17 protein-coding genes are annotated in these 18,940 nt (G+C 71.9%); 10 read left to right on the forward strand and 7 right to left on the reverse strand.

The window, feature by feature from the left end:
• The first annotated feature begins 118 nt into the window (after positions 1–118).
• Positions 119–1,198 carry an NADH:flavin oxidoreductase/NADH oxidase gene (locus tag AQJ54_RS23710; RefSeq protein ID WP_062026451.1) on the forward strand — a complete coding sequence of 360 codons (1,080 nt, stop codon included), beginning with the start codon at positions 119–121 and terminating at the stop codon, positions 1,196–1,198.
• A 31-nt stretch (positions 1,199–1,229) separates the two neighbouring features.
• Here the strand turns inward: AQJ54_RS23710 and AQJ54_RS23715 are convergent, their stop codons facing one another.
• Positions 1,230–2,534 (reverse strand): extracellular catalytic domain type 1 short-chain-length polyhydroxyalkanoate depolymerase, encoded by a 1,305-nt coding sequence (locus AQJ54_RS23715; RefSeq protein WP_062241308.1) that lies wholly within the window; start codon positions 2,532–2,534, stop codon positions 1,230–1,232.
• Between the two features lie 307 nt (positions 2,535–2,841).
• Here AQJ54_RS23715 and AQJ54_RS23720 point away from each other — a divergent pair, with 307 nt between their 5' ends.
• Together AQJ54_RS23720 and AQJ54_RS23725 are read left to right on the forward strand one after the other, a co-directional pair.
• Complete coding sequence (locus tag AQJ54_RS23720) at positions 2,842–3,819, forward strand: pectate lyase family protein (protein WP_062240774.1); 978 nt, start codon at positions 2,842–2,844, stop codon at positions 3,817–3,819.
• A gap of 49 nt (positions 3,820–3,868) precedes the next feature.
• Entirely contained in the window at positions 3,869–4,672 is an 804-nt protein-coding gene (locus tag AQJ54_RS23725) for a pectate lyase (protein WP_062240776.1), read from the forward strand.
• Positions 4,673–4,737: 65 nt separating this feature from the next.
• On the opposite strand, the gene AQJ54_RS23730 is transcribed toward AQJ54_RS23725, so the two are convergent.
• On the reverse strand, positions 4,738–5,496 hold the full coding sequence (locus tag AQJ54_RS23730) for a PaaX family transcriptional regulator C-terminal domain-containing protein (protein ID WP_062240777.1): 759 nt from the start codon (positions 5,494–5,496) through the stop codon (positions 4,738–4,740).
• Between the two features lie 56 nt (positions 5,497–5,552).
• On the opposite strand from AQJ54_RS23730, the gene AQJ54_RS23735 reads away from it, so the two are divergent.
• On the forward strand, positions 5,553–7,217 hold the full coding sequence (locus tag AQJ54_RS23735; RefSeq protein ID WP_062240778.1) for an acyl-CoA dehydrogenase family protein: 1,665 nt from the start codon (positions 5,553–5,555) through the stop codon (positions 7,215–7,217).
• Positions 7,218–7,353: 136 nt separating this feature from the next.
• Positions 7,354–9,441 (forward strand): HEAT repeat domain-containing protein, encoded by a 2,088-nt coding sequence (locus AQJ54_RS23740; RefSeq protein ID WP_062240779.1) that lies wholly within the window; start codon positions 7,354–7,356, stop codon positions 9,439–9,441.
• A 241-nt stretch (positions 9,442–9,682) separates the two neighbouring features.
• On the opposite strand, the gene AQJ54_RS23745 is transcribed toward AQJ54_RS23740, so the two are convergent.
• The gene (locus AQJ54_RS23745; RefSeq protein WP_062240780.1) at positions 9,683–10,270 is read right to left on the reverse strand and encodes an Rv1733c family protein; all 588 of its coding nucleotides are present in this window, start codon (positions 10,268–10,270) and stop codon (positions 9,683–9,685) included.
• Positions 10,271–10,572: 302 nt separating this feature from the next.
• Between AQJ54_RS23745 and AQJ54_RS23750 the strand changes: the two genes are divergently transcribed.
• On the forward strand, positions 10,573–11,658 hold the full coding sequence (locus AQJ54_RS23750) for a WD40/YVTN/BNR-like repeat-containing protein (protein WP_062240781.1): 1,086 nt from the start codon (positions 10,573–10,575) through the stop codon (positions 11,656–11,658).
• Between the two features lie 49 nt (positions 11,659–11,707).
• Here AQJ54_RS23750 and AQJ54_RS23755 read toward each other — a convergent pair whose 3' ends face one another.
• Positions 11,708–12,544 (reverse strand): MOSC domain-containing protein, encoded by an 837-nt coding sequence (locus tag AQJ54_RS23755; protein ID WP_062240782.1) that lies wholly within the window; start codon positions 12,542–12,544, stop codon positions 11,708–11,710.
• 246 nt (positions 12,545–12,790) lie between these two features.
• Between AQJ54_RS23755 and modA the strand changes: the two genes are divergently transcribed.
• From modA to AQJ54_RS23770, 3 genes are read left to right on the forward strand one after another with little or no spacing between them, the layout of a single operon-like run.
• Positions 12,791–13,618: a molybdate ABC transporter substrate-binding protein gene (modA, locus tag AQJ54_RS23760; protein ID WP_062240783.1), complete on the forward strand. Its 828-nt coding sequence runs from the start codon at positions 12,791–12,793 to the stop codon at positions 13,616–13,618.
• On the forward strand, positions 13,615–14,493 hold the full coding sequence (gene modB / locus AQJ54_RS23765; protein ID WP_062240785.1) for a molybdate ABC transporter permease subunit: 879 nt from the start codon (positions 13,615–13,617) through the stop codon (positions 14,491–14,493). The genes modA and modB overlap by 4 nt, the downstream gene beginning before the upstream one ends.
• Positions 14,490–15,557: an ABC transporter ATP-binding protein gene (locus tag AQJ54_RS23770; protein WP_062026439.1), complete on the forward strand. Its 1,068-nt coding sequence runs from the start codon at positions 14,490–14,492 to the stop codon at positions 15,555–15,557. Before modB ends, AQJ54_RS23770 begins: the two co-directional genes overlap by 4 nt.
• A gap of 16 nt (positions 15,558–15,573) precedes the next feature.
• Here the strand turns inward: AQJ54_RS23770 and AQJ54_RS23775 are convergent, their stop codons facing one another.
• Positions 15,574–16,350 (reverse strand): phosphotransferase enzyme family protein, encoded by a 777-nt coding sequence (locus AQJ54_RS23775; RefSeq protein WP_248845424.1) that lies wholly within the window; start codon positions 16,348–16,350, stop codon positions 15,574–15,576.
• 215 nt (positions 16,351–16,565) lie between these two features.
• Entirely contained in the window at positions 16,566–17,360 is a 795-nt protein-coding gene (locus AQJ54_RS23780) for a hypothetical protein (protein ID WP_159055547.1), read from the reverse strand.
• Between the two features lie 308 nt (positions 17,361–17,668).
• On the opposite strand from AQJ54_RS23780, the gene AQJ54_RS23785 reads away from it, so the two are divergent.
• Entirely contained in the window at positions 17,669–18,121 is a 453-nt protein-coding gene (locus tag AQJ54_RS23785; RefSeq protein ID WP_062240790.1) for a peptidoglycan-binding domain-containing protein, read from the forward strand.
• Between the two features lie 70 nt (positions 18,122–18,191).
• On the opposite strand, the gene AQJ54_RS23790 is transcribed toward AQJ54_RS23785, so the two are convergent.
• The gene (locus tag AQJ54_RS23790) at positions 18,192–18,869 is read right to left on the reverse strand and encodes a uracil-DNA glycosylase (RefSeq protein WP_028809551.1); all 678 of its coding nucleotides are present in this window, start codon (positions 18,867–18,869) and stop codon (positions 18,192–18,194) included.
• Positions 18,870–18,940 lie beyond the last annotated feature (71 nt).

Genomic DNA, 18,940 nt, shown 5'->3' on the forward strand with positions numbered 1-18,940 from the left:
CGGGGAAAGCTGCGGGCGAACCCATAGTACGAGAACTCTCGTAGTTTGACATCCGGCGTACTACGATGCCTATCGTACGAGTCGACCAGCACCGGTCCCGTGACGATTGGAGCCCGCCGTGAGTGCACTCTTCGAGCCCTTCACCCTGCGCGATGTGACGATTCCGAACCGGGTGTGGATGCCGCCGATGTGCCAGTACTCGGCCGCTCCGGAGGGTCCCGAGACCGGCGCTCCGAACGACTGGCACTTCGCGCACTACGCGGCCCGCGCGGCAGGCGGGACGGGTCTGGTCCTCGTCGAGGCCACCGGGGTCAGCCCCGAGGGCCGCATCTCCCCCTACGACCTCGGCATCTGGAACGACACCCAGGTCGAGGCGTTCCGTCGCATCACCCGCTTCCTGGTCTCCCAGGGCACGGTCCCGGGCATCCAGCTCGCCCACGCCGGCCGCAAGGCAGCCACCGACCAGCCCTGGAAGGGTGGTGCGCCCCTCACCCCGGACCACCTGGGGTGGCAGCCGCTGGGCCCGAGCCCGGTGGCCTTCGACGAGAAGCACCCGGTCCCGGCGGAACTGACGACCGCTCAGATCGCCTCGGTGGTGGGGCAGTTCGCGGACGCGGCCCGTCGCGCCCTGGCCGCCGGTTTCGAGGTCGCCGAGATCCACGGCGCCCACGGCTATCTGATCGGCAACTTCCTCTCCCCGCACAGCAACCGGCGCACGGACGAGTACGGCGGCTCCTACGAGAACCGCACCCGCTTCGCACTGGAGGTCGTCGACGCGGTGCGCGCGGTCTGGCCCGACGACAAGCCCCTCTTCTTCCGCATCTCGGCGACCGACTGGCTCACGGAGGGCGGCTGGACCCCGGACGACACCGTCCGCTTCGCCCGCGACCTCCAGGCGCACGGCATCGACCTCCTGGACGTCTCCAGCGGCGGCAACGCGTCCGGCGTCCGCATCCCGGTCGGCCCCGGCTACCAGGTTCCCTTCGCCGCCCGGGTCAAGGCCGAGACGACGCTGCCGGTGGCCGCGGTGGGCCTCATCACGGACGCCGAGCAGGCGGAGAAGATCCTCTCCAACGGCGAGGCGGACGCGGTCCTGCTGGGCCGTGAGCTGCTGCGCAACCCGTCCTGGGCCCGGCACGCGGCGCGCGAGCTGGGCGGGGACGTCCACGTGCCGGACCAGTACCACCGCTCGGTCTGACACCGGACGTCCCGCGCGAGCCGTGCGGCGCTCAACCCGCCGCGCACGCCTTCCCGTTGAGCGTGAAGCCGCTCGGCGCCGCGCTGTCGCCGCCGTGGTTCGCCTGGTAGCCGATGCCCACGCTCATGTTCGGGGCGATCGTCCCGTTGTACGACACGTTCGTGGCGGTCACGGCCCCCGAACTCGGGGCGTACGTGGCGCCCCAGCCGCCGGTGATGGTCTGGCCGCCGGGCAGGGTGAAGGCGAGTCGCCAGCCGTTGATCGTCGACGTGCCGGTGTTGGTGACGGTGACCGACGCCGTCAGACCGGTGTTCCAGGCGTTGGTCGTGACCGTCACCTTGCAGGCGCCGGGCTCGGGTTGGGGTACCGACCCACCGCCGTCCAGACCGAAGAAGGTCAGGGCGCGGGCGGCCATGCCCGCGCCGTAGGCGTTGTGGCCGACGCCCCGGAGACTGACGGCCTCCACGGGGGCGCGGTCACCGGTGGCGCCGTAGCGGGTGCGGGTCCAGCCGGAGACGGGCGAGTCGGTGGCCGCGGGCGTCTGACCGACGCCGAGGACGTTCGTCCACTGCTTGATCTCCTCGCCGAAGTTGGGGTAGCGCAGCACGTCGTCCTCGGTGCCGTGCCACACCTGCATGCGGGGCCGGGGCCCGGTCCAGCCGGGGTAGGCGGCGCGCACCAGGTTGCCCCACTCCTGCGGGGTACGGATGATCGTGCCGCCCGCGCAGGCGCTGTTCCACTCCGAGCCGTCCGTGGTCGCGAAGCAGCCGAAGGGGACGCCGGCGAAGGCCGCGCCCGCCGCGAAGACGTCCGGGTAGTCGCCGAGCAGGACGTTGGTCATCATCGCGCCGGAGGAGTTGCCGGTGGCGTAGATCCTGGCGGTGTCGGCGGAGTAGGTGCGGACCGTCCAGTCGATCATCGACTTGATGCCGACGGGATCGCTGCCGCCGCCTCGCTTCAGCGCCTGCGGCGAGGACACGTCGAAGCACTTGCTGGCGCGGGTGACCGAGGGATAGATCACGACGAAGCCGTGGGTGTCGGCCAGTCGGGCCCACTCGGTGCCGCTGTACATGGCCGGTCCTGAGCCCGTGCAGTAGTGCACGGCCACGACGACGGCTGGGTGCGGGGAGACGTCGGCCGGCACATACAGGTACATCTGGAGGTTGCTGGGGTTCGTGCCGAAGCCCGTCACCTCGGTGAGGGTCGCAGCCGGTACCGCCTCGGTGCGCGCCGAGGCGGTGGGTGTGCAGAGGAGAACCGCGGCGAGCAACGACAGCACGGCCGTCAACGCCGAACACAGCCGCCTCGTCGCGGAGTTGTGGGGGGTGGCGGACACGTCGATGCCCCTTTCCTTCAGCGGGATGATGGGGGGGGATCTCTCGGAAGGGAAGCGTCCGGCGTGCATCGTGGCATGCACATGGCCCCCATGGAAGCGCTCCCACACCTCGAAAGAATTCGCTCGACGCAAGGCGTTGACTAGAAAGCGCTTGCCCCCTACCTTCCGTTCAGCGATGTGAACACTCTCGCGATATCCGACCCACCCATCGCACTCTGCATCACACCTGCTGTTCAGCAGGTCGATTACTGATCACGTACATGTCCAACCTGGCTCCACGCAGGCACCACGAAGGGACGCACCCCGCATGCGTACTCGCCCCCCACGTACACACGCGCAAAGATCCGCTCTGGCCGCCGGTGCGGCCGCGCTCGCGACGGCGGCCGCGCTGGCCGTCCCGCAGCCGGCCGGGGCCGCCGAGACCTCCCCCATGGGTTTCGGCGCCGGAACCACCGGCGGCGGCAGCGCTTCGGCGGTCACCGTCTCGACCCTGGCCGCGTTCAAGACGGCCGTCACGGGCAGCACGGCGAAGGTCGTGAAGGTCAACGGCCTGATCCCACTGAGCGGCACGGTCGACGTCGGCTCCAACACCACGGTCCTGGGCGTCGGTTCGTCGTCCGGGTTCACCGGTGGCGGGCTGCGGCTGAAGAAGGTCACGAACGTCGTCGTGCGCAACCTGAACATCAGCAAGCCCCTCGCGCCCGCCGACGGCATCGAGGTGCAGGCCTCGACCAAGGTCTGGATCGACCACAACTCCTTCTCGGCGGACCGCGATCACGACAAGGACTACTACGACGGTCTGCTGGACATCAATCACGCCTCTGACAACGTCACGGTGTCCTGGAACACCTTCAAGGACCACTTCAAGGGCTCGCTCGTCGGCCACAGCGACAACAACGCGAGCGAGGACACCGGCCACCTGAAGGTGACGTACCACCACAACTGGTTCGACAACGTCAACTCGCGCATCCCCAGCCTGCGGTTCGGCACCGGGCACTTCTACGACAACTACGTCGTCGGCGCCGAGACCGCGGTGCACTCGCGGATGGGCGCCCAGATGCTCGTGGAGAACAACGTCTTCCGCGGTACCGCAGTCGCCGTCACCACGAACCGGAGCAGTGATGTCGACGGCTACGCCAACCTGCGCGGCAACGACCTCGGCGGAGCCGCCACCGAGATCTCCCGCGTCGGCACCTTCACCGCCGCGCCGTACGGCTACACCGCCGAACCCGCCTCCTCCGTCGTCGCCTCGGTGACCGGTGGCGCGGGCGCCGGAAAGCTCTGACCACCCACATCGCTCAACCGTCCACCCCTACGGAAGAAGGACTCGGGACATGACTTCTTCGCCACCTCCCCGCGCGCGTACGCGTGCGCTGACCGGAGCCGCGGCCGCACTCGGCCTCTCGGTTGGCATGATCATGACCATGCAGGCACCGACCGCGAGCGCCGCCACCTGGCCCTCCGCGAACGGCAGCCAGGCGGTCTCCTCGACCATCCAGCTGTCCGGCACCAAGGACTACGGGATGAAGCGCCTGTACGGCACCGGCGACCTGGGCAGCGGCAGCCAGGACGAGGACCAGGGGCCGATCCTGAACCTGGCCGCCGGAACCGTCCTCAAGAACGTCATCATCGGGGCGCCCGCCGCCGACGGCATCCACTGCGCGGGCAGTTGCACGCTCCAGAACGTGTGGTGGGAGGACGTCGGCGAGGACGCGGCGACCTTCCGCGGCTCCTCGTCGTCCAACGTGTACACCGTCTCCGGCGGCGGCGCGCGGTCGGCCAGCGACAAGGTGTTCCAGTTCAACGGGGCCGGGACGCTCAACGTGTCGAACTTCGCGGTGCAGAACTTCGGCACCTTCGTGCGCTCCTGCGGCAACTGCTCGACGCAGTACAAGAGGACGATCAACCTCAACACCATCGAGGCGACCTACTCCGGGAACAAGCTCGTCGGCATCAACACCAACTACGGCGACAGCGCGACCCTGAAGAAGATCACGATCGTCGGCGACTCAGGCAAGAAGATCGTCCCGTGCCAGAAGTACATCGGGAACAACACGGGCAAGGAGCCGACCACCAACGGCAAGGATCCTGACGGCACTTATTGCAAGTACACGACCTCCGACATCACCTACAGGTAGTCCCGTCGGCAGGTGAAGGCGGCCGTACGGAGCGTCTCCGTCCGACGCTCCCTACGGCCGCCGCGTCAGAGACGCCGATCGCGCTGGGGGACGGTGTCCGCCAGCTCCCGCCGATAGGCCGCGTACGCGGACCGCAGCCGCTCCCCCGGCCAGTCCGGCGGCAGGAGCTCGGGCGGCAGGACCGGGTCGGCCAGCAGATGCCGTACGACCGCCGCGAACCCGGTGAGCCGGTCCGCGGGCCGTTCGGCGCGGGCGACATGGGCGAGCAGTGCCCGGGCGTCGGCCGCCCAGCCGTCGAGGGGCCACAACGCGGCGGCCAGTTCGGGCCCGGGGCGTTCGAGGCGGGCCGTGCAGCGCTGGGCGACCGCGTCGAGGTCCTCGGGGAGCCGTCGTAGCAGGTTGGCGGGGCGCAGCCAGACGCCCTCACGGAGTTCCGCGAGCCTGAGGGCGGTCAACCGGGCGCGCAGCTCGGCGCGTTCGGCCGGGCCACGGCCCGTCGCGGTGATCACGACCATCTCCCAGTCGCCGCTCCACGCGCGCGTGGAGGGGTGCACGGCGTCGTCCTGGCGGCGCTGCCGCGCGAGCAGACGGTCGCTGAGGCCGTAGACGGAGTCGACGCGCCGCAGGTCACCGGCGCCGACCATCCGGCTGAGCGCGGCACGCAGCGTGGAGCCGCCCACCCCGAACGGCTCCACCGCGCGGATCAGGTCCTTCACCGGCATCTCCGGTGGATGCGCGCCGAGCAGCAGGCTCAGCACGACCGACCGCGCGGAGAGCGGTCGCAGGTCCGCCTCACCGGGCTGCACCGACACGTTCCTAGGCATGGCCAGTCACTGTACGTCTTGTTGCACTATTGATACGACCGCAGGGCAAGTGCAACATGGTCTCCATGGCCACCCCACCCGCGCTCGAAGCGTCCACCACCCACACCGTCACCAACCAGCCGCCGCCCCTCGCCCCCTACGACGCCTCCGCCGACCCCGCTCTGCTGGAGGGGCTGCGCCGCGAGGGCGCCGGCTGGGCCGAGGAGCAGGTGCGGCGGCTCGGGCTGCGCGCGGGCTCCGCCGAGGCCCAGGAGTGGGCGGATCTGGCCAACCGGCACGAGCCGGTCCTGCGCACGCACGACCGTTACGGCAATCGTGTCGACGAGGTCGACTTCCATCCGAGCTGGCACCACCTGATGCGGACCGCCGTGGCCGAAGGGCTGGCCGGCACCCCGTGGGCGGAGGACCGGCCGGGCGCCCATGTCGCCCGCACCGCGGGCGGGTTGGTGTGGGGGCACACGGACGCGGGCCACGGCTGTCCCACGTCGATGACGTACGCGGCGATCCCGGCACTGCGCCGGGAGCCGGACCTGGCGAAGGTCTACGAACCCTTGCTGACCGGCCGCGTGTACGAGCCGGAGCTCAGGGTCCCGACCGAGAAGGGCGGGCTGCTGGCGGGCATGGGGATGACCGAGAAACAGGGCGGCTCCGACGTCCGCACGAACTCCACGGCGGCCACGCCGACCGCCGAGCCCGGCGTGTACACCCTGCGCGGCCACAAGTGGTTCACCTCGGCCCCGATGTCCGACGTCTTCCTGGTGCTGGCGCAGGCGCCCGGCGGGCTGTCGTGCTTCCTCGTGCCGCGGATCCTGCCGGACGGCAGCCGCAACACCTTCCGCATCCAGCGTCTCAAGGACAAGCTCGGCAACCGGTCGAACGCCTCGTCCGAGCCCGAGTTCGACCGGACCGTGGCCTGGCTCGTCGGTCCGGAGGGACAGGGCGTCAAGACGATCATCGAGATGGTCAACTGCACACGCCTGGACTGCGTGATGATGTCGGCGACCCTGATGCGCAAGACCCTCGTCGAGGCCGGCCACCACGCCCGGCACCGCAGCGCGTTCGGCGCCCGGCTGGTCGACCAGCCGCTGATGCGCAACGTCCTGGCCGACCTCGCGCTGGAGTCCGAGGCCGCCACCACGCTCACGCTCCGGCTGGCGGGCGCGGCCGATCGCGCGGTGCGCGGGGACGCCGGTGAGCAGGCGTTCCGCCGTATCGCCACCGCGGTGGGCAAGTACTGGGTCACCAAGCGGGGTCCGGCCTTCACCGCCGAGGCCCTGGAGTGCCTCGGGGGCAACGGCTACGTGGAGGAGTCGGGCATGCCCCGGCACTACCGGGAGGCGCCCCTGCTCTCCATCTGGGAGGGGTCGGGCAACGTCAACGCCCTAGACGTCCTGCGGGCGTTGCGCCGCGAGCCGGAGACCGCCGAGGCGCTGTTCGGCGAACTCGCCCTGGCCCAGGGGGCGGACGCCCGGCTGGACACGGCCGTGGCCCGGTTGAAGGACCTGTTGACCACGGCGTCCGAGACGGGTGCCCGACGCCTGGTGGAGCACATGGCCCTGACGCTCCAGGCCTCCCTCCTCGTCCGGCACGCCCCGGCCGCGGTCGCCGACGCGTTCTGCGCAAGCCGGCTGGGCGGCGACTGGGGTCATGCCTTCGGCACCCTGCCCGACGCCACGGACCTGGACACGGTCCTCGCAAGGGCGCTGCCCGGCGACAACTGAGGCCGTTCCAGGACCTCCTGGCGAAAACCGGGCCCCGCCCTGTCCGGATCGCTCACCGTCACCCACCGATTCCGCTTCGTTGTCAGTCCCGTGGTGCAGACTCCGATCAGTTGGTGCTTCGCCTGGGGAGGACGACGTGTTCACGGGGATCGACGAGGTCGACTGGGCCTCGCTGCGGCATGCGTACGGCAGCGCGGAGGACGTGCCCGCCCTGCTGCGGGGACTCGCCTCCGCGGACCGGGACGAGCGGGAGACCGCCCTCGACGGGATGTACGGCGCCGTGCACCACCAGGGCGACGTGTACGACTCGACCCTGGCCTGCGTTCCGTTTCTGCTCGCGCTCGTGGCGAGCGGAGAGGTCGCGGACCGGGCGGGCATCGTCGAACTGCTGGTGAGCATCGGGGGCGAGGGGCGGGAGGACGGGGTCCCGGGCCCCGCGGGCTTACCTGTTGGGGACTCGGCGCACGCCGCCGCCGACGGCGACCTGTGCGCGCGTGCCGCTGTCGGGGTGCGGGCCGGCGCCGAGGTGTTCGTCCGGCTGGCGGGGGACGCCGACCCCTCCGTCCGCCGGGCCGCACCCACCGCACTGGTGGGCTTCCTCGACGAACCGGCCCGTGTGCTGGCGCTGTTGCGGGAGCGCTGCGCCCTGGAGCGGGACGACCGGGTTCTGCAAGCCCTCACCGAGAGCCTGGGTGTGTTCGTCCGCCGCCGTCCCGGACACGCGGCCGGGGCACTGGAGTTGTTGACGACCCTCAGCTCCGAGCCGTACGCCCCGGGACCGCGACTGGCAGCCCTCGGCCAGCTCGTCGCCTGCGCTCCCGACCACCTGCCGGTGGACCTGGTGCCTGCCGCCGTCGGACTGCTCAGGGAGCGTTCCGCGCGGCGGTCCGCCGGACGGGACGGCGTCGGCTGCCCGCACTCCGACACCCTCGCGAGCCGGTTACGGCGGCTACGGCCCTCGGACGACGAGGGCTCGCAGCTGCTGCGCACCCTGCACCGCGGTCTCGGCGACCGGCTCGACCTGCGGAAGGCCCTCCTGCGGGGGCAGTTGACCAGCCCGGACGTGGTCGACCGCTGCAACGCCGTATGGATGGCGGCGGGGCTCCTCCGCGAGTGGCGGGCCGACTGGGCCGAGCCGGTGTCCCTGATCGGCGCTCAACTCCGTTTCGAGGAGGGCCGGTTGCGGGAGGCGGCGGTGTCCGTCCTGGAGGATCTCCACACCCTGGCCGCCCCCGCCGCCGACGACCTCGCCGCTCTGGTGGCCTCCCGCCCCGATCTGTGGGTGCGGCGGTGGGAGCGCGGGGCACCGACACTGGGCGGCCCGCTCAAGGCACTGGCGAGGAGCGGGGACCGCCGGGCGGTGCCGGTGCTCTCGGAGGTGCTCGACGGTCCTGTCGTCCCGGACGATCTGGGGTACGCGATCGGACCTCTGGGCCGTTCCGCCGCCTCGCTCGCCCCCGCGTTGCGCCGACGGCTGGGCGAGACTCCCCTGGACTCCCCCGGAGTGTTCGAGCGGGCCGTACCCCTGCTGTCGGCGGTGGCCGCGCTGCGTGACGCGGAGGCGGTGCCGGAGGTGCTGCGCGTGTTGCGCGGCGTACCGGCGGGGGCGCGGCTGCGGGACGCGGTCGTGGAGTCGGCCGTTCGTGCGCTCGACGCGGTCGGGAAGGAGGGGGCGGGCGCCCACGCACCGGAGGTCATACCGGTGCTGCGTCAGCTGCTGGCGACGGAGTACGCGGCGGTCGCGGCGGGGCCGTTGTGGTCCGTGGAGGGCGATGCGTCGGCCGTACTGCCTGTGCTGACGGCCGAGTTGGCCGAAGGGCGGCCACGGCGACGGGCCGCCGCGGGGGCGCTGGCGCGACTGGGGCCCGCGGCGGCTCGGGCCCTGGCGGAGTTGCGGCGGACGGTCCGGGCGGACGACCTGTGGGAGCGGGTCGCCGCCGCGTGCGCCGTGTGGCGGATCAGCGGGGACGCGGACCTGTCCGCGCCGGTGCTGAGAGCGGCCTGGACGCAGAACCCGTACACGCGCCGGACCATCACGTCCTGCCTCGCCGCGCTGGGCCCCGCGGGCGTGCCGCTGCACGATCTCGTCCGCGCGGAAGTCACCGCCCGGCGACGGCATCTCGCGGTGCGGGGCGGCGGCCGCGGAAGCCAGGACGTGCTGGACGACGAACGGCTGGTGCGGGCGTGTGGGGAGGTGTTGGCGGGGGCTTCGGGGATGGAGTGACTGGGCCAGGGGGTGTGGGTGAACGAAGGCCGGGAGGGGCGTGACCGGCCGCGACCGGAGGACGGGAACGCCCGGGCCGGAGGACGGGAAGGTCCGGGGCCGGGTCGGAGGGCGGGAGTGGCCAAGGGCCGATGGGCGTGGGTTTCCGGGTCCGGAGGGCGTGCCCCCTGGCGGCCCCGGACTGGCTGGACGGCCATCCCCCGGCCGCTCACACGCTGGACCCCGCCCTCGCTCCCGCCGCTCACCTCCCGTCCGCGCGTCTCCCGCCCCACAGGGGGCCGAAGTGGGCCCAGTCCGTGTCCCACTGGTCCAGGCGGCGGCGTTCCAGACGGCCGCGGAGGACTCGGGCGCCGACGAAGGGGACGGCGGCGGCGCTGACACCGACGAGGGCGCCGATGAGCGCGGCACGGATCTGGGCCTGGCCCTCGGTCGCGGGCTGGGTCATCAGACGGCCGTGGGCGTCGGTCCAGATCGTGACCGGCGTGCCCTGGGTGCTGCCGGGGTCGACGCGGACCTGACCCGTGTGGTCCGACCCGTCGGCCCCGGTCCACGCCACCTCGCCCCACACCCGCTCGCCACTGGACGTACCCGGGTCGGCCGTGCCGGGAGCGTGTTCGGTGAGCCGGGCGACGACCGGCTGCCATTCGACGCGCTCCCGCGCCAGCTGATGCTCGACGGCCCGGCTCACCGCCAGCCCCGCGCCCACCCCCGCTAACAGAGTGACAAGCCAGGCACCGAGCACGACCCACGCCTCGAGGGTGTCGGCACGGCGTCTGAGCGGATTGCGCCGCCACCGCCACAGCCAGACCTTGGGACCACGGAACGCCATCGAAGGCATCCTCCTCATGAGCGACGGGCGCACGAACATGCCGGACCGCTCTCCCATACGGGCGAGTTCCCCTCGATGCTCACGGGTCTCGGCGAGTTCTCCGTCACCACCGTCCCCCGGCCGTGGGCCCGCGCGGGCATCTTGGCGAAAGCCGCCCGTCAAGGGCGGCGGACGGTTATCATCCGCGCCCTTACCTGCTCTGACCTGCGGCGAAGCCGTCTCCAGGGGTGAGTGTCAGTGGTGGGGTGCAGACTGGCCGGTGGCTGGGACAAAGACGTCGAAGCACAGCGGAGGTGACCGGTATGACGGAGAAGCTGCTTGCCGTGGGGACACGCAAGGGTCTGTTCATCGGGCGGGCGCGCGGCGGCACCTGGGAGTTCGACGAGAGCCCCTACTTCAACGCACAGGCCGTGTACTCGGTGGCGATCGACACGCGAGGCGATCGTCCGCGGCTGCTGGCCGGAGGGGACAGCGCGCACTGGGGACCGTCCGTGTTCCACTCCGACGACCTGGGCCGCACCTGGACCGAGCCCGCTCAGCCGGCGGTGAAGTTCCCGAAGGACACCGGGGCCTCGCTGGAGCGGGTCTGGCAGCTGCACCCGGCGGCCGCCGAGCCGGACGTGGTGTACGCGGGCACGGAACCGGCCGCGCTGTACCGCTCCGAGGACCGTGGGGAGAGCTTCGAGCTGGTCCGGCCCCTGTGGGAGCATCCGACGCGCTCGAAGTGGGTGCCGGGAGGCGGCGGTGAGGGCCTGCACACCGTCCTGACCGACCGACGGGATCCGCGTGCGGTCACGGTGGCCGTCTCCACGGCCGGGGTGTTCCGTACGAAGGACGGCGGGGCGAGCTGGGAGCCGTCCAACTCCGGTGTCTCGGCGGTGTTCCTGCCGGACCCGAACCCGGAGTTCGGCCAGTGCGTGCACAAGGTCGCGCGGGACGCGGCCGACCCGGACCGGCTGTATCTCCAGAACCACTGGGGGGTGTACAGAAGCGACGACGCGGGTGGGCACTGGACGGACATCGGCGAGGGACTGCCGTCCACCTTCGGCTTCGCCACGGCCGCGCACCCGCACCGCGGCGGGACGGCGTACGTCTTCCCGATCAACGCCGACGCGGACCGGGTCCCGGCCGACCGCCGGTGCCGGGTGTTCCGCACGGCGGACGCGGGCAAGAGCTGGGAGCCGCTGACCTCGGGGCTGCCGCAGGAGGACCACTACGGCACGGTGCTGCGGGACGCGATGTGCACGGACGACGCGGACCCGGCCGGCGTCTACTTCGGCAACCGCAACGGCGAGGTGTACGCATCGGGCGACGACGGCGACAGCTGGCGGCAGCTGGCCTCCCATCTGCCGGACGTGCTGTGTGTAAGGGCGGCGGTGATCGGCTGACCCGGGCACAGGGGGCGGGGCAGTTGGTGCCCCTGAAGCGGTGGCGGCCTCAGCAGAGGGTGATCGTGTCGCCCACTCGGACCGTGCCCGCCTCAAGGACGTCCAAGTAGACGCCGAGACAGGAGAGCCGGCCCAGGTCGAGCACGGGGACCCGGTGCTCGCGGGCGACCGCGCGCATGATGCCGGGGTCCGGCGGGAGCTCGTCGTGGCCGAGGGTCGGGATCACGCAGCGGGGCGTGGGCACCACCACCCGGAACAGCGCCTCGCCGGCCCGCAGCCGGGCGCTCGGCCAGGTGTCCTCGGGAAATCCCGGTTCCCCGCCGGTGTCGACGACCAGGTTCGGCCGGAAACGGCGGGCGTCGAAGTCCCCGGCGGGATGGGCCTCGCGCATCCGGGCCAGGGAGGCCGTGGTGAGGAGATGCACCTGGCCGAAGTCGAGGAAGGTGCCCTGGGCGACGCTGCCCGTCGTGATGCTCGTCCCAGTGGCATCGACGGAGGCCGACTCCCGCACCACGTCCGGGACCCCGCCCTCGTACTCGGGCACGGCACGTTCGAGTCTGCTGTGCTCGGGCGCGACAGCCGAGAGGAAGACCTTGCGGCCCAGCAACTCGGACAGCCGTACGTCCAGCTCGGGGTCCTCGGCCGGCAGGGCGGTCCCGTCGGGCAGGACGATCCGTACGCGGCCGCGGTCGTCCCACCGGCTGCGACAGCGCAGCAAGGCACCCCACTTGCGCGGGTGCTTGGCACTGCCGACCGCGCCCGTCCCGTCGAGCACGGCGTACGTCCGGTCGCCACGGAACCCCCTCTCCGTGACCGTCACCGCGCTCACGGCCTCGCCCAGCATCGACTTCACCGGATAGCGGTACAGCGCCGCCACACTCCCCATGGATCAAGTATCCCGATGGGTGGTGCCTCCCCGACCGGCGTCCAGTACGTCGCATGTACAAACGCACATGCCAACCTGATGGATCAAGGTTCCGGCTCATGCAATGGCACCAGAGACTTTTGCCTCGCATATGCGGCACTATGGTCGACCGTGGGGGTCGCACCGTCGAGCGTGGCGTCGAGCGACCGTTGGCCAGGCCGTGAGGCCGTAGTGGGGTCCTTGAGGACCTTGAGGAGTGGACCCGTGATGACCCGTTCCGTGCGCACCCGCAGCCGTCGGTCCGTGCAGGTGGCCGCCCTGGGCGCCGCCGCGCTGCTGGCCCTGAGCGCCTGCTCCTCCTCCGACGACTCGAGCTCCGCGAAGTCGGGCGCCTCGCAGTCGGGCTCCGGGACGAAGGTCTCCGGTGACATCACCGTCTTCGCCGCTGCCTCGCTGAAGGAGAGCTTCACGACGCTCGGCAAGGACTTCGAGAAGGCCCACCCCGGCACGAAGGTCACCTTCAGCTTCGGCGGCAGCGACTCCCTCGCCGCCTCCATCACCGGCGGGGCACCAGCCGACGTGTTCGCCTCCGCCAGCCCCAAGACGATGAAGGTCGTCACGGACGCCAAGGACAACGCCGACGCGCCCGCCACCTTCGTGCGCAACCAGCTGGAGATCGCCACCCTGCCCGGCAACCCCGACAAGGTCGCCTCGCTGAAGGACCTCACCGGCAAGGACCTGAAGGTGGTCCTTTGCGACAAGACGGTCCCCTGTGGCGCCGCCGCCGAGAAGGCGCTCACGGCGAGCAAGCTGAAGCTCACCCCGGTGTCCTACGAGGAGGACGTCAAGTCGGCCCTCAACAAGGTGGTGTTGAAGGAGGCCGACGCGGCCGTCGTGTACAGGACCGATGTGAGGGCGGCAGGTGACAAGGTGGAGGGTGTGGAGTTCCCCGAGTCCGCCGACGCCATCAACGCCTACCCGATCGCCCTGCTCAAGGAGTCGAAGAACACCGAGACCGCCAAGGCGTTCATCGCGCTGGTGCGGTCCGCCGAGGGCCAGAAGGTCCTGACCTCAGCCGGGTTCCTTCAGCCGTGACGCTCCGCTCCCCCGGCCGGGCCGACGCCACGGACACCCTCACGGGCGGTCCGCAGCGTCGCCGTGCCTCCGGGTTCGGTGGGAGTCGACGGGCTCGCGGCGGTGCTCCGCTGCCGCTGCTCGTGCCCGCTCTGATCGGCCTGGCGTTCCTGACCCTGCCGCTCGTCGCGCTGCTGATCCGGGCTCCCTGGCGCAGCATGCCCGAGCTGCTCACCAGCCCCGAGGTCTGGCAGGCGCTCCGGCTCTCCCTGGTGTGCGCGACGGCGGCGACCGCGGTGAGCCTGGTGATCGGGGTGCCGCTGGCCTGGCTGCTGGCCCGCGTGGAGTTCCCCGGCCGCGGCCTCGTACGGGCCCTGGTCACACTGCCGCTCGTGCTGCCCCCGGTGGTCGGCGGTGTCGCCCTGCTCATGGCGCTGGGCCGCAACGGGGTCGTCGGCAAGTGGCTGGACTCCTGGTTCGGCGTCACGCTGCCCTTCACCACCACCGGGGTGGTGATCGCCGAGGCGTTCGTGGCGATGCCGTTCCTCGTCATCAGCGTCGAGGGCACCCTGCGCGCCGCCGACCCCCGGTACGAGGAGGCCGCCGCCACGCTCGGCGCGTCCCGCTTCACCGCGTTCCGCCGCGTCACCCTCCCGCTCATCGCGCCCGGCGTGGCGGCGGGCGCCGTCCTGGCCTGGGCACGTGCGCTGGGTGAGTTCGGGGCGACGATCACCTTCGCGGGCAACTTCCCGGGCCGTACCCAGACCATGCCGCTGGCCGTCTACCTGGCCCTCCAGAACGACCCGGAGTCCGCGATCGCCCTCAGCCTGGTCCTGCTCGCCGTCTCCGTCGCGGTCCTGGCCGGACTGCGCGACCGCTGGATGAGCGCCTCATGACCGAGACCGGCACGCCCGGCGCCGCCGCGGGCCTCGACGCCCGTCTCGTGGTCGAGCGCGGCCCCTTCCACCTCGACGTCACGCTCGCGGCGGCGCCCGGTGACGTGGTCGCGCTCCTCGGCCCGAACGGCGCAGGCAAGACCACGGCACTGCGCGCGCTCGCCGGTCTCGTACCGCTGTCCGCCGGTCATCTGCGGCTGGACGGAGCCGAGTTGGACGGTACGCCGCCGGAGTCCCGCCCGGTCGGGGTCGTCTTCCAGGACTATCTGCTCTTCCCGCACCTGAGCGCACTGGACAACGTGGCCTTCGGCCCGCGCTGTCACGGGGCGAGCAGGGCGGCGGCCCGCGCGCAGGCCGCCGTATGGCTGGAACGTCTGGACCTCACCGCGCACGCGTCCGCCAAGCCCCGGCGCCTGTCGGGCGGCCAGGCCCAACGGGTGGCCCTCGCCCGCGCGTTGGCCACGCACCCGCGGCTGCTCCTCCTCGACGAACCCCTTGCCGCCCTCGACGCCCGCACCCGGCTCGAGGTCCGGGCCCAACTCCGGCACCATCTGGCAGAGTTCGAGGCGGTCGCCGTCCTCGTCACGCACGATCCGCTGGACGCCATGGTCCTGGCCGACCGTCTCGTCGTCGTCGAGGACGGCCGGATCGTCCAGGAGGGCACCCCGGCACACATCGCCCGGCATCCCCGCACCGACTACATCGCCCACCTGGTCGGTCTCAACCTGTACCGGGGCGAGGCGGAGGGGCACACCGTCCGGGTGGAGGGCGGTGCGGAGGTCACCACCACGGAGGACCTCACCGGTCCCGTCTTCGTCGCCTTCCCGCCCAGTGCGGTCACCCTGCACCGGGACCGGCCCACCGGCTCCAGCGCCCGCAACCTCTGGCGCTGCGAGGTGGCCGGACTGGAGACCCACGGCGACCAGATCCGCGCCGCGCTCACCGGCCCGCTCCCCCTCGCCGCCGACCTCACGACCATCGCCGCCGCGGAACTCGACCTGCACCCCGGGGCCACCGTATGGGCCACGGTGAAGGCGACGCAGACCCACGCGTATCCCGCGTGAAGGCACCCGGCAGGGCCTAGGAGCGCCCGTTCGCGTCCGGCCCGTAGGTCTCCTCGATCCACCGGGCGTCCGTGAGGTACCGCCGGTCGTGTCCCTCGGCGACATGGCGCCGTACGGCCGTGTGGCCCGCCGCCGCTTCGGCGTGCATCCACTCCACCAGCGCCCGCAGCCGGGCCCCCGCGGCCGTGGGAAGTGCCGCTCGCTCCGCCTCGGACAGGCCGTAGGCGTCGGCGAAGAGACTCAGCCGGCGCCTTCCCTCGGGCACCGGCAGCGAGGGCTCGGCCGCGTCCGGGGCGTAGAGCGGCACAAAGCGGTAGGCGGTGTACGCCACGTCCCACAGGCGTGGGGCGGGGTGGGCGGTGTCGAAGTCGATGAACGCGACCGGGAGCCGGTCACGGAAGACGGTGTTGTAGGTGGCCGCGTCGCCGTGGCAGACGACCTCCGCGGGCTCGCGCGGTGCGAACTGCCATACGTCGTCGAGCAGTCGCACGAAGCTCGCCGAGGCGTCGTGGAACTCCCGCAGGAGTCGGGCCGCGGCGATCAGAGACGCGTCACTGCGCACCTGGGGCGCGTCGAAGTCGTGCCCGACCTCTCCGGGCAGGAACTCGACGATCTCCTCCTCGCCGTCCTCACTCATCCCGTACGGCCGCGGTGCCCCGGTGAACCCCGCCGCCGCGAGATGGGCGAGGAACCTCTGCACGGTCGCGCTCCATGGAGCCGCGGGGCGTCTGACGCGGTCCCCTTCGCGCACGACCTCGTTGATTCCGCCGGTCAGCACTTCGCGATCCTCCACGAGGGCACGGTAGGCGGCTCGACGGGGAGCACGCAGCCGGTTTTCGACGAGCCCGCGGTTCGGCGCGCGATCCTCAGGCCCCGTCCTGGCGTGCCGTCCTCAGGCGCCGTCCTGGCGTGCCGTCCTCAGGCGCCCACTGGCGCGCCGTCCTCAGACGCCGTCCTGGCGTGCCGCCCTCAGACGCCGTCCTGGCGCGCCGTCCTGGCGCACCGTCCTCAGGCCCCGCCCTTCCTCAGAACCGCCATCACGTCCCCGGACGCCACGGTCTGCTCCCCGTCCGGACGGTGCACGGTGACGGGTTCGCCGAGGTCGCTGAACCGCACCGAGAAGGACCGGCCACCCTCGACCCGGTACTCGGCCTCGACCCGGTGGTCGCCGAGCCGCGCCTTCGGACCGGACCGCTCCGGCACGTACACCCGGACGGTCACCGGTCCCGCGGTCCGGGACAGCGGGCGCAGCCGCTCCCCGTCGCGCACAGTCACGGAGCCGGAGACCACGTCACCGGCGCCCGTCGCGGCCTCCGCGAGCAGCGACCCCGTCCGGCACACCGGCGCGATGCCCTCCGACTCCGGCACCTCACCGGGCAGGGTCGTGACCATGTACGAGCCCCGCAGCAGCCGGACGGCGGTCCACCGCCCGTCCTGCGCCGGGTCCGCGACCGGGTCGAGCTCGGGGGTCTCCTCGTCCCCGGCGAGCCTGCTCACGGCCTCGGGCAGCGCGCTGTCGGCCCAACGCGTCCACACCCGCTCCCCGATCAGCAGGCTCTCCGCGTCCCCCACCGTGCCCGCGCAGGCGCCGTGGCCGTCGAGGCGGGCGTCGAAACCGGTCCGTGAGCCGTCGGGGCCACGGAATTCCCCCACCATGCGGAAGGACTTGGCCTCGCCCAGGGGCCGGAGAGCCTCCTCGAAGGCCCGGGCCTCATCGCTGCGCTCGTCGGCCGTGCACGACGTCACCGACACGGCCGCCAGCAGCACCGCCGCGCACACCCCGCCACCCGGCCTCACTCGCATGCCCGTCTCTCCCCCCGATGGCCCGCAACTCGCCGACTTCCCTACGACAACGACCACTTGACCATCACGTCGAGGCCCTTCGCCACCCCGTCCGGCGAACAAGTGGTTTGTCGGCCAGAGTTCATGAATTCCTGACGCAAATCCCTTGCGGCACATTCTCAGGATTTGGCCCGAATTCAGTCATACGAAAAAGAAGCTCGCATTCGCACGGGATTCGAGCGCATTTCCCCTGGCACGCTGTGCTCGATGCGACCGCAGGCGCCGGCGGTCGCGTCGCATCCGTCGCAGTCGACAGGAAAGAGAAAGCAGTGCGAACTTCTCTGGCCAGGACACTCGTCACCACCAGCGCCGTCGTCGGCATCGCCCTGGGAGGCCTCGCGGGAGCGGGTGCGAGCGTGGCGGCCCCGCAGCACGCCACCAAGGCCGCGGTCAGCAGCTCGCGACTCGCACCCCTCGCGGTCAACAACCTCGGCCTGGACACGGCCCGGGCCAGGAACTGGCAGAGCTGCCTGAACGCATGGGGCTTCAACGCCGGTACCGAGGACGGGCAGCTGGGCACCAACAGCTGGAAAGCGGCCCAGCGCATGCTCAATGCCTGGGGTTACAACGCCGGTACCGTCGACGGAATCGTCGGGAGCAACACGATCACGGCGCTCCAGAAGTTCCTGAACAACGTCGGGTACAACGCCGGAACCCCCGACGGGATCGCCGGTCCGCAGACCAGGGCCGCGTTCTGGAATTACAACGCCACGGGTTGCTGACCGGACCCTGAGTGCCGCGCAGGGCTGGTCGAGCGGCGCGTCGGCCGCTCGACCAGCCCGGACCGGCGTCTCAGGGAAGCCGCCAGTCCACCGGCTGCACACCCTGCCCGACGAGAAGGTCGTTGGCCCGGCTGAACGGGCGGGAGCCGAAGAAGCCCCGGTCCGCCGACATGGGGGACGGATGCGCGGACTCGATCGCGGGCAGCTCCCCGAGCAGCGGGCGCAGATTGCGCGCGTCACGGCCCCACAGGATCGACACGAGCGGCTTGCCCCGCGCCGCGAGAGCGCGTATCGCCTGCTCGGTGACCTCCTCCCAGCCCTGGCCGCGGTGGGCTCCGGGCTTGCGCGGGGCGGTCGTCAGCGCCCTGTTGAGCAGCAGCACACCCTGCCGGGTCCACGGCGTCAGGTCGCCGTTCGACGGCCTGGGCAGCCCGAGGTCGGAGTGCATCTCGCGGAAGATGTTCTCCAGGCTGCCCGGCAGCGAGCGCACCTCCGGCGCCACCGCGAAGCTCAGCCCGATGGCCATCCCCGGTGTGGGGTAGGGGTCCTGACCGACGATCAGGACGCGTACGTCGTCGAAGGGCTGCTGGAAGGCCCGCAGCACGTTCTGTCCGGCCGGCAGGTAGGTCCGGCCGGCCGCTATCTCGGCCCGCAGGAAGTCCCCCATCGCGGCGATGCGTTCGGCCACGGGTTCCAGGGCCTTCGCCCAGCCCGCTTCAACTAGTTCATGCAAAGGTCGTGGTGCCACAGCGCGTCACCCTACTGGCCCGCACCGACACCCCGTGTACGCAGGGAGGCCCGGCGCCCGGGCCGCTACTC

The organism is Streptomyces griseorubiginosus, from assembly GCF_001514195.1.
Classification (GTDB): domain Bacteria; phylum Actinomycetota; class Actinomycetes; order Streptomycetales; family Streptomycetaceae; genus Streptomyces; species Streptomyces griseorubiginosus.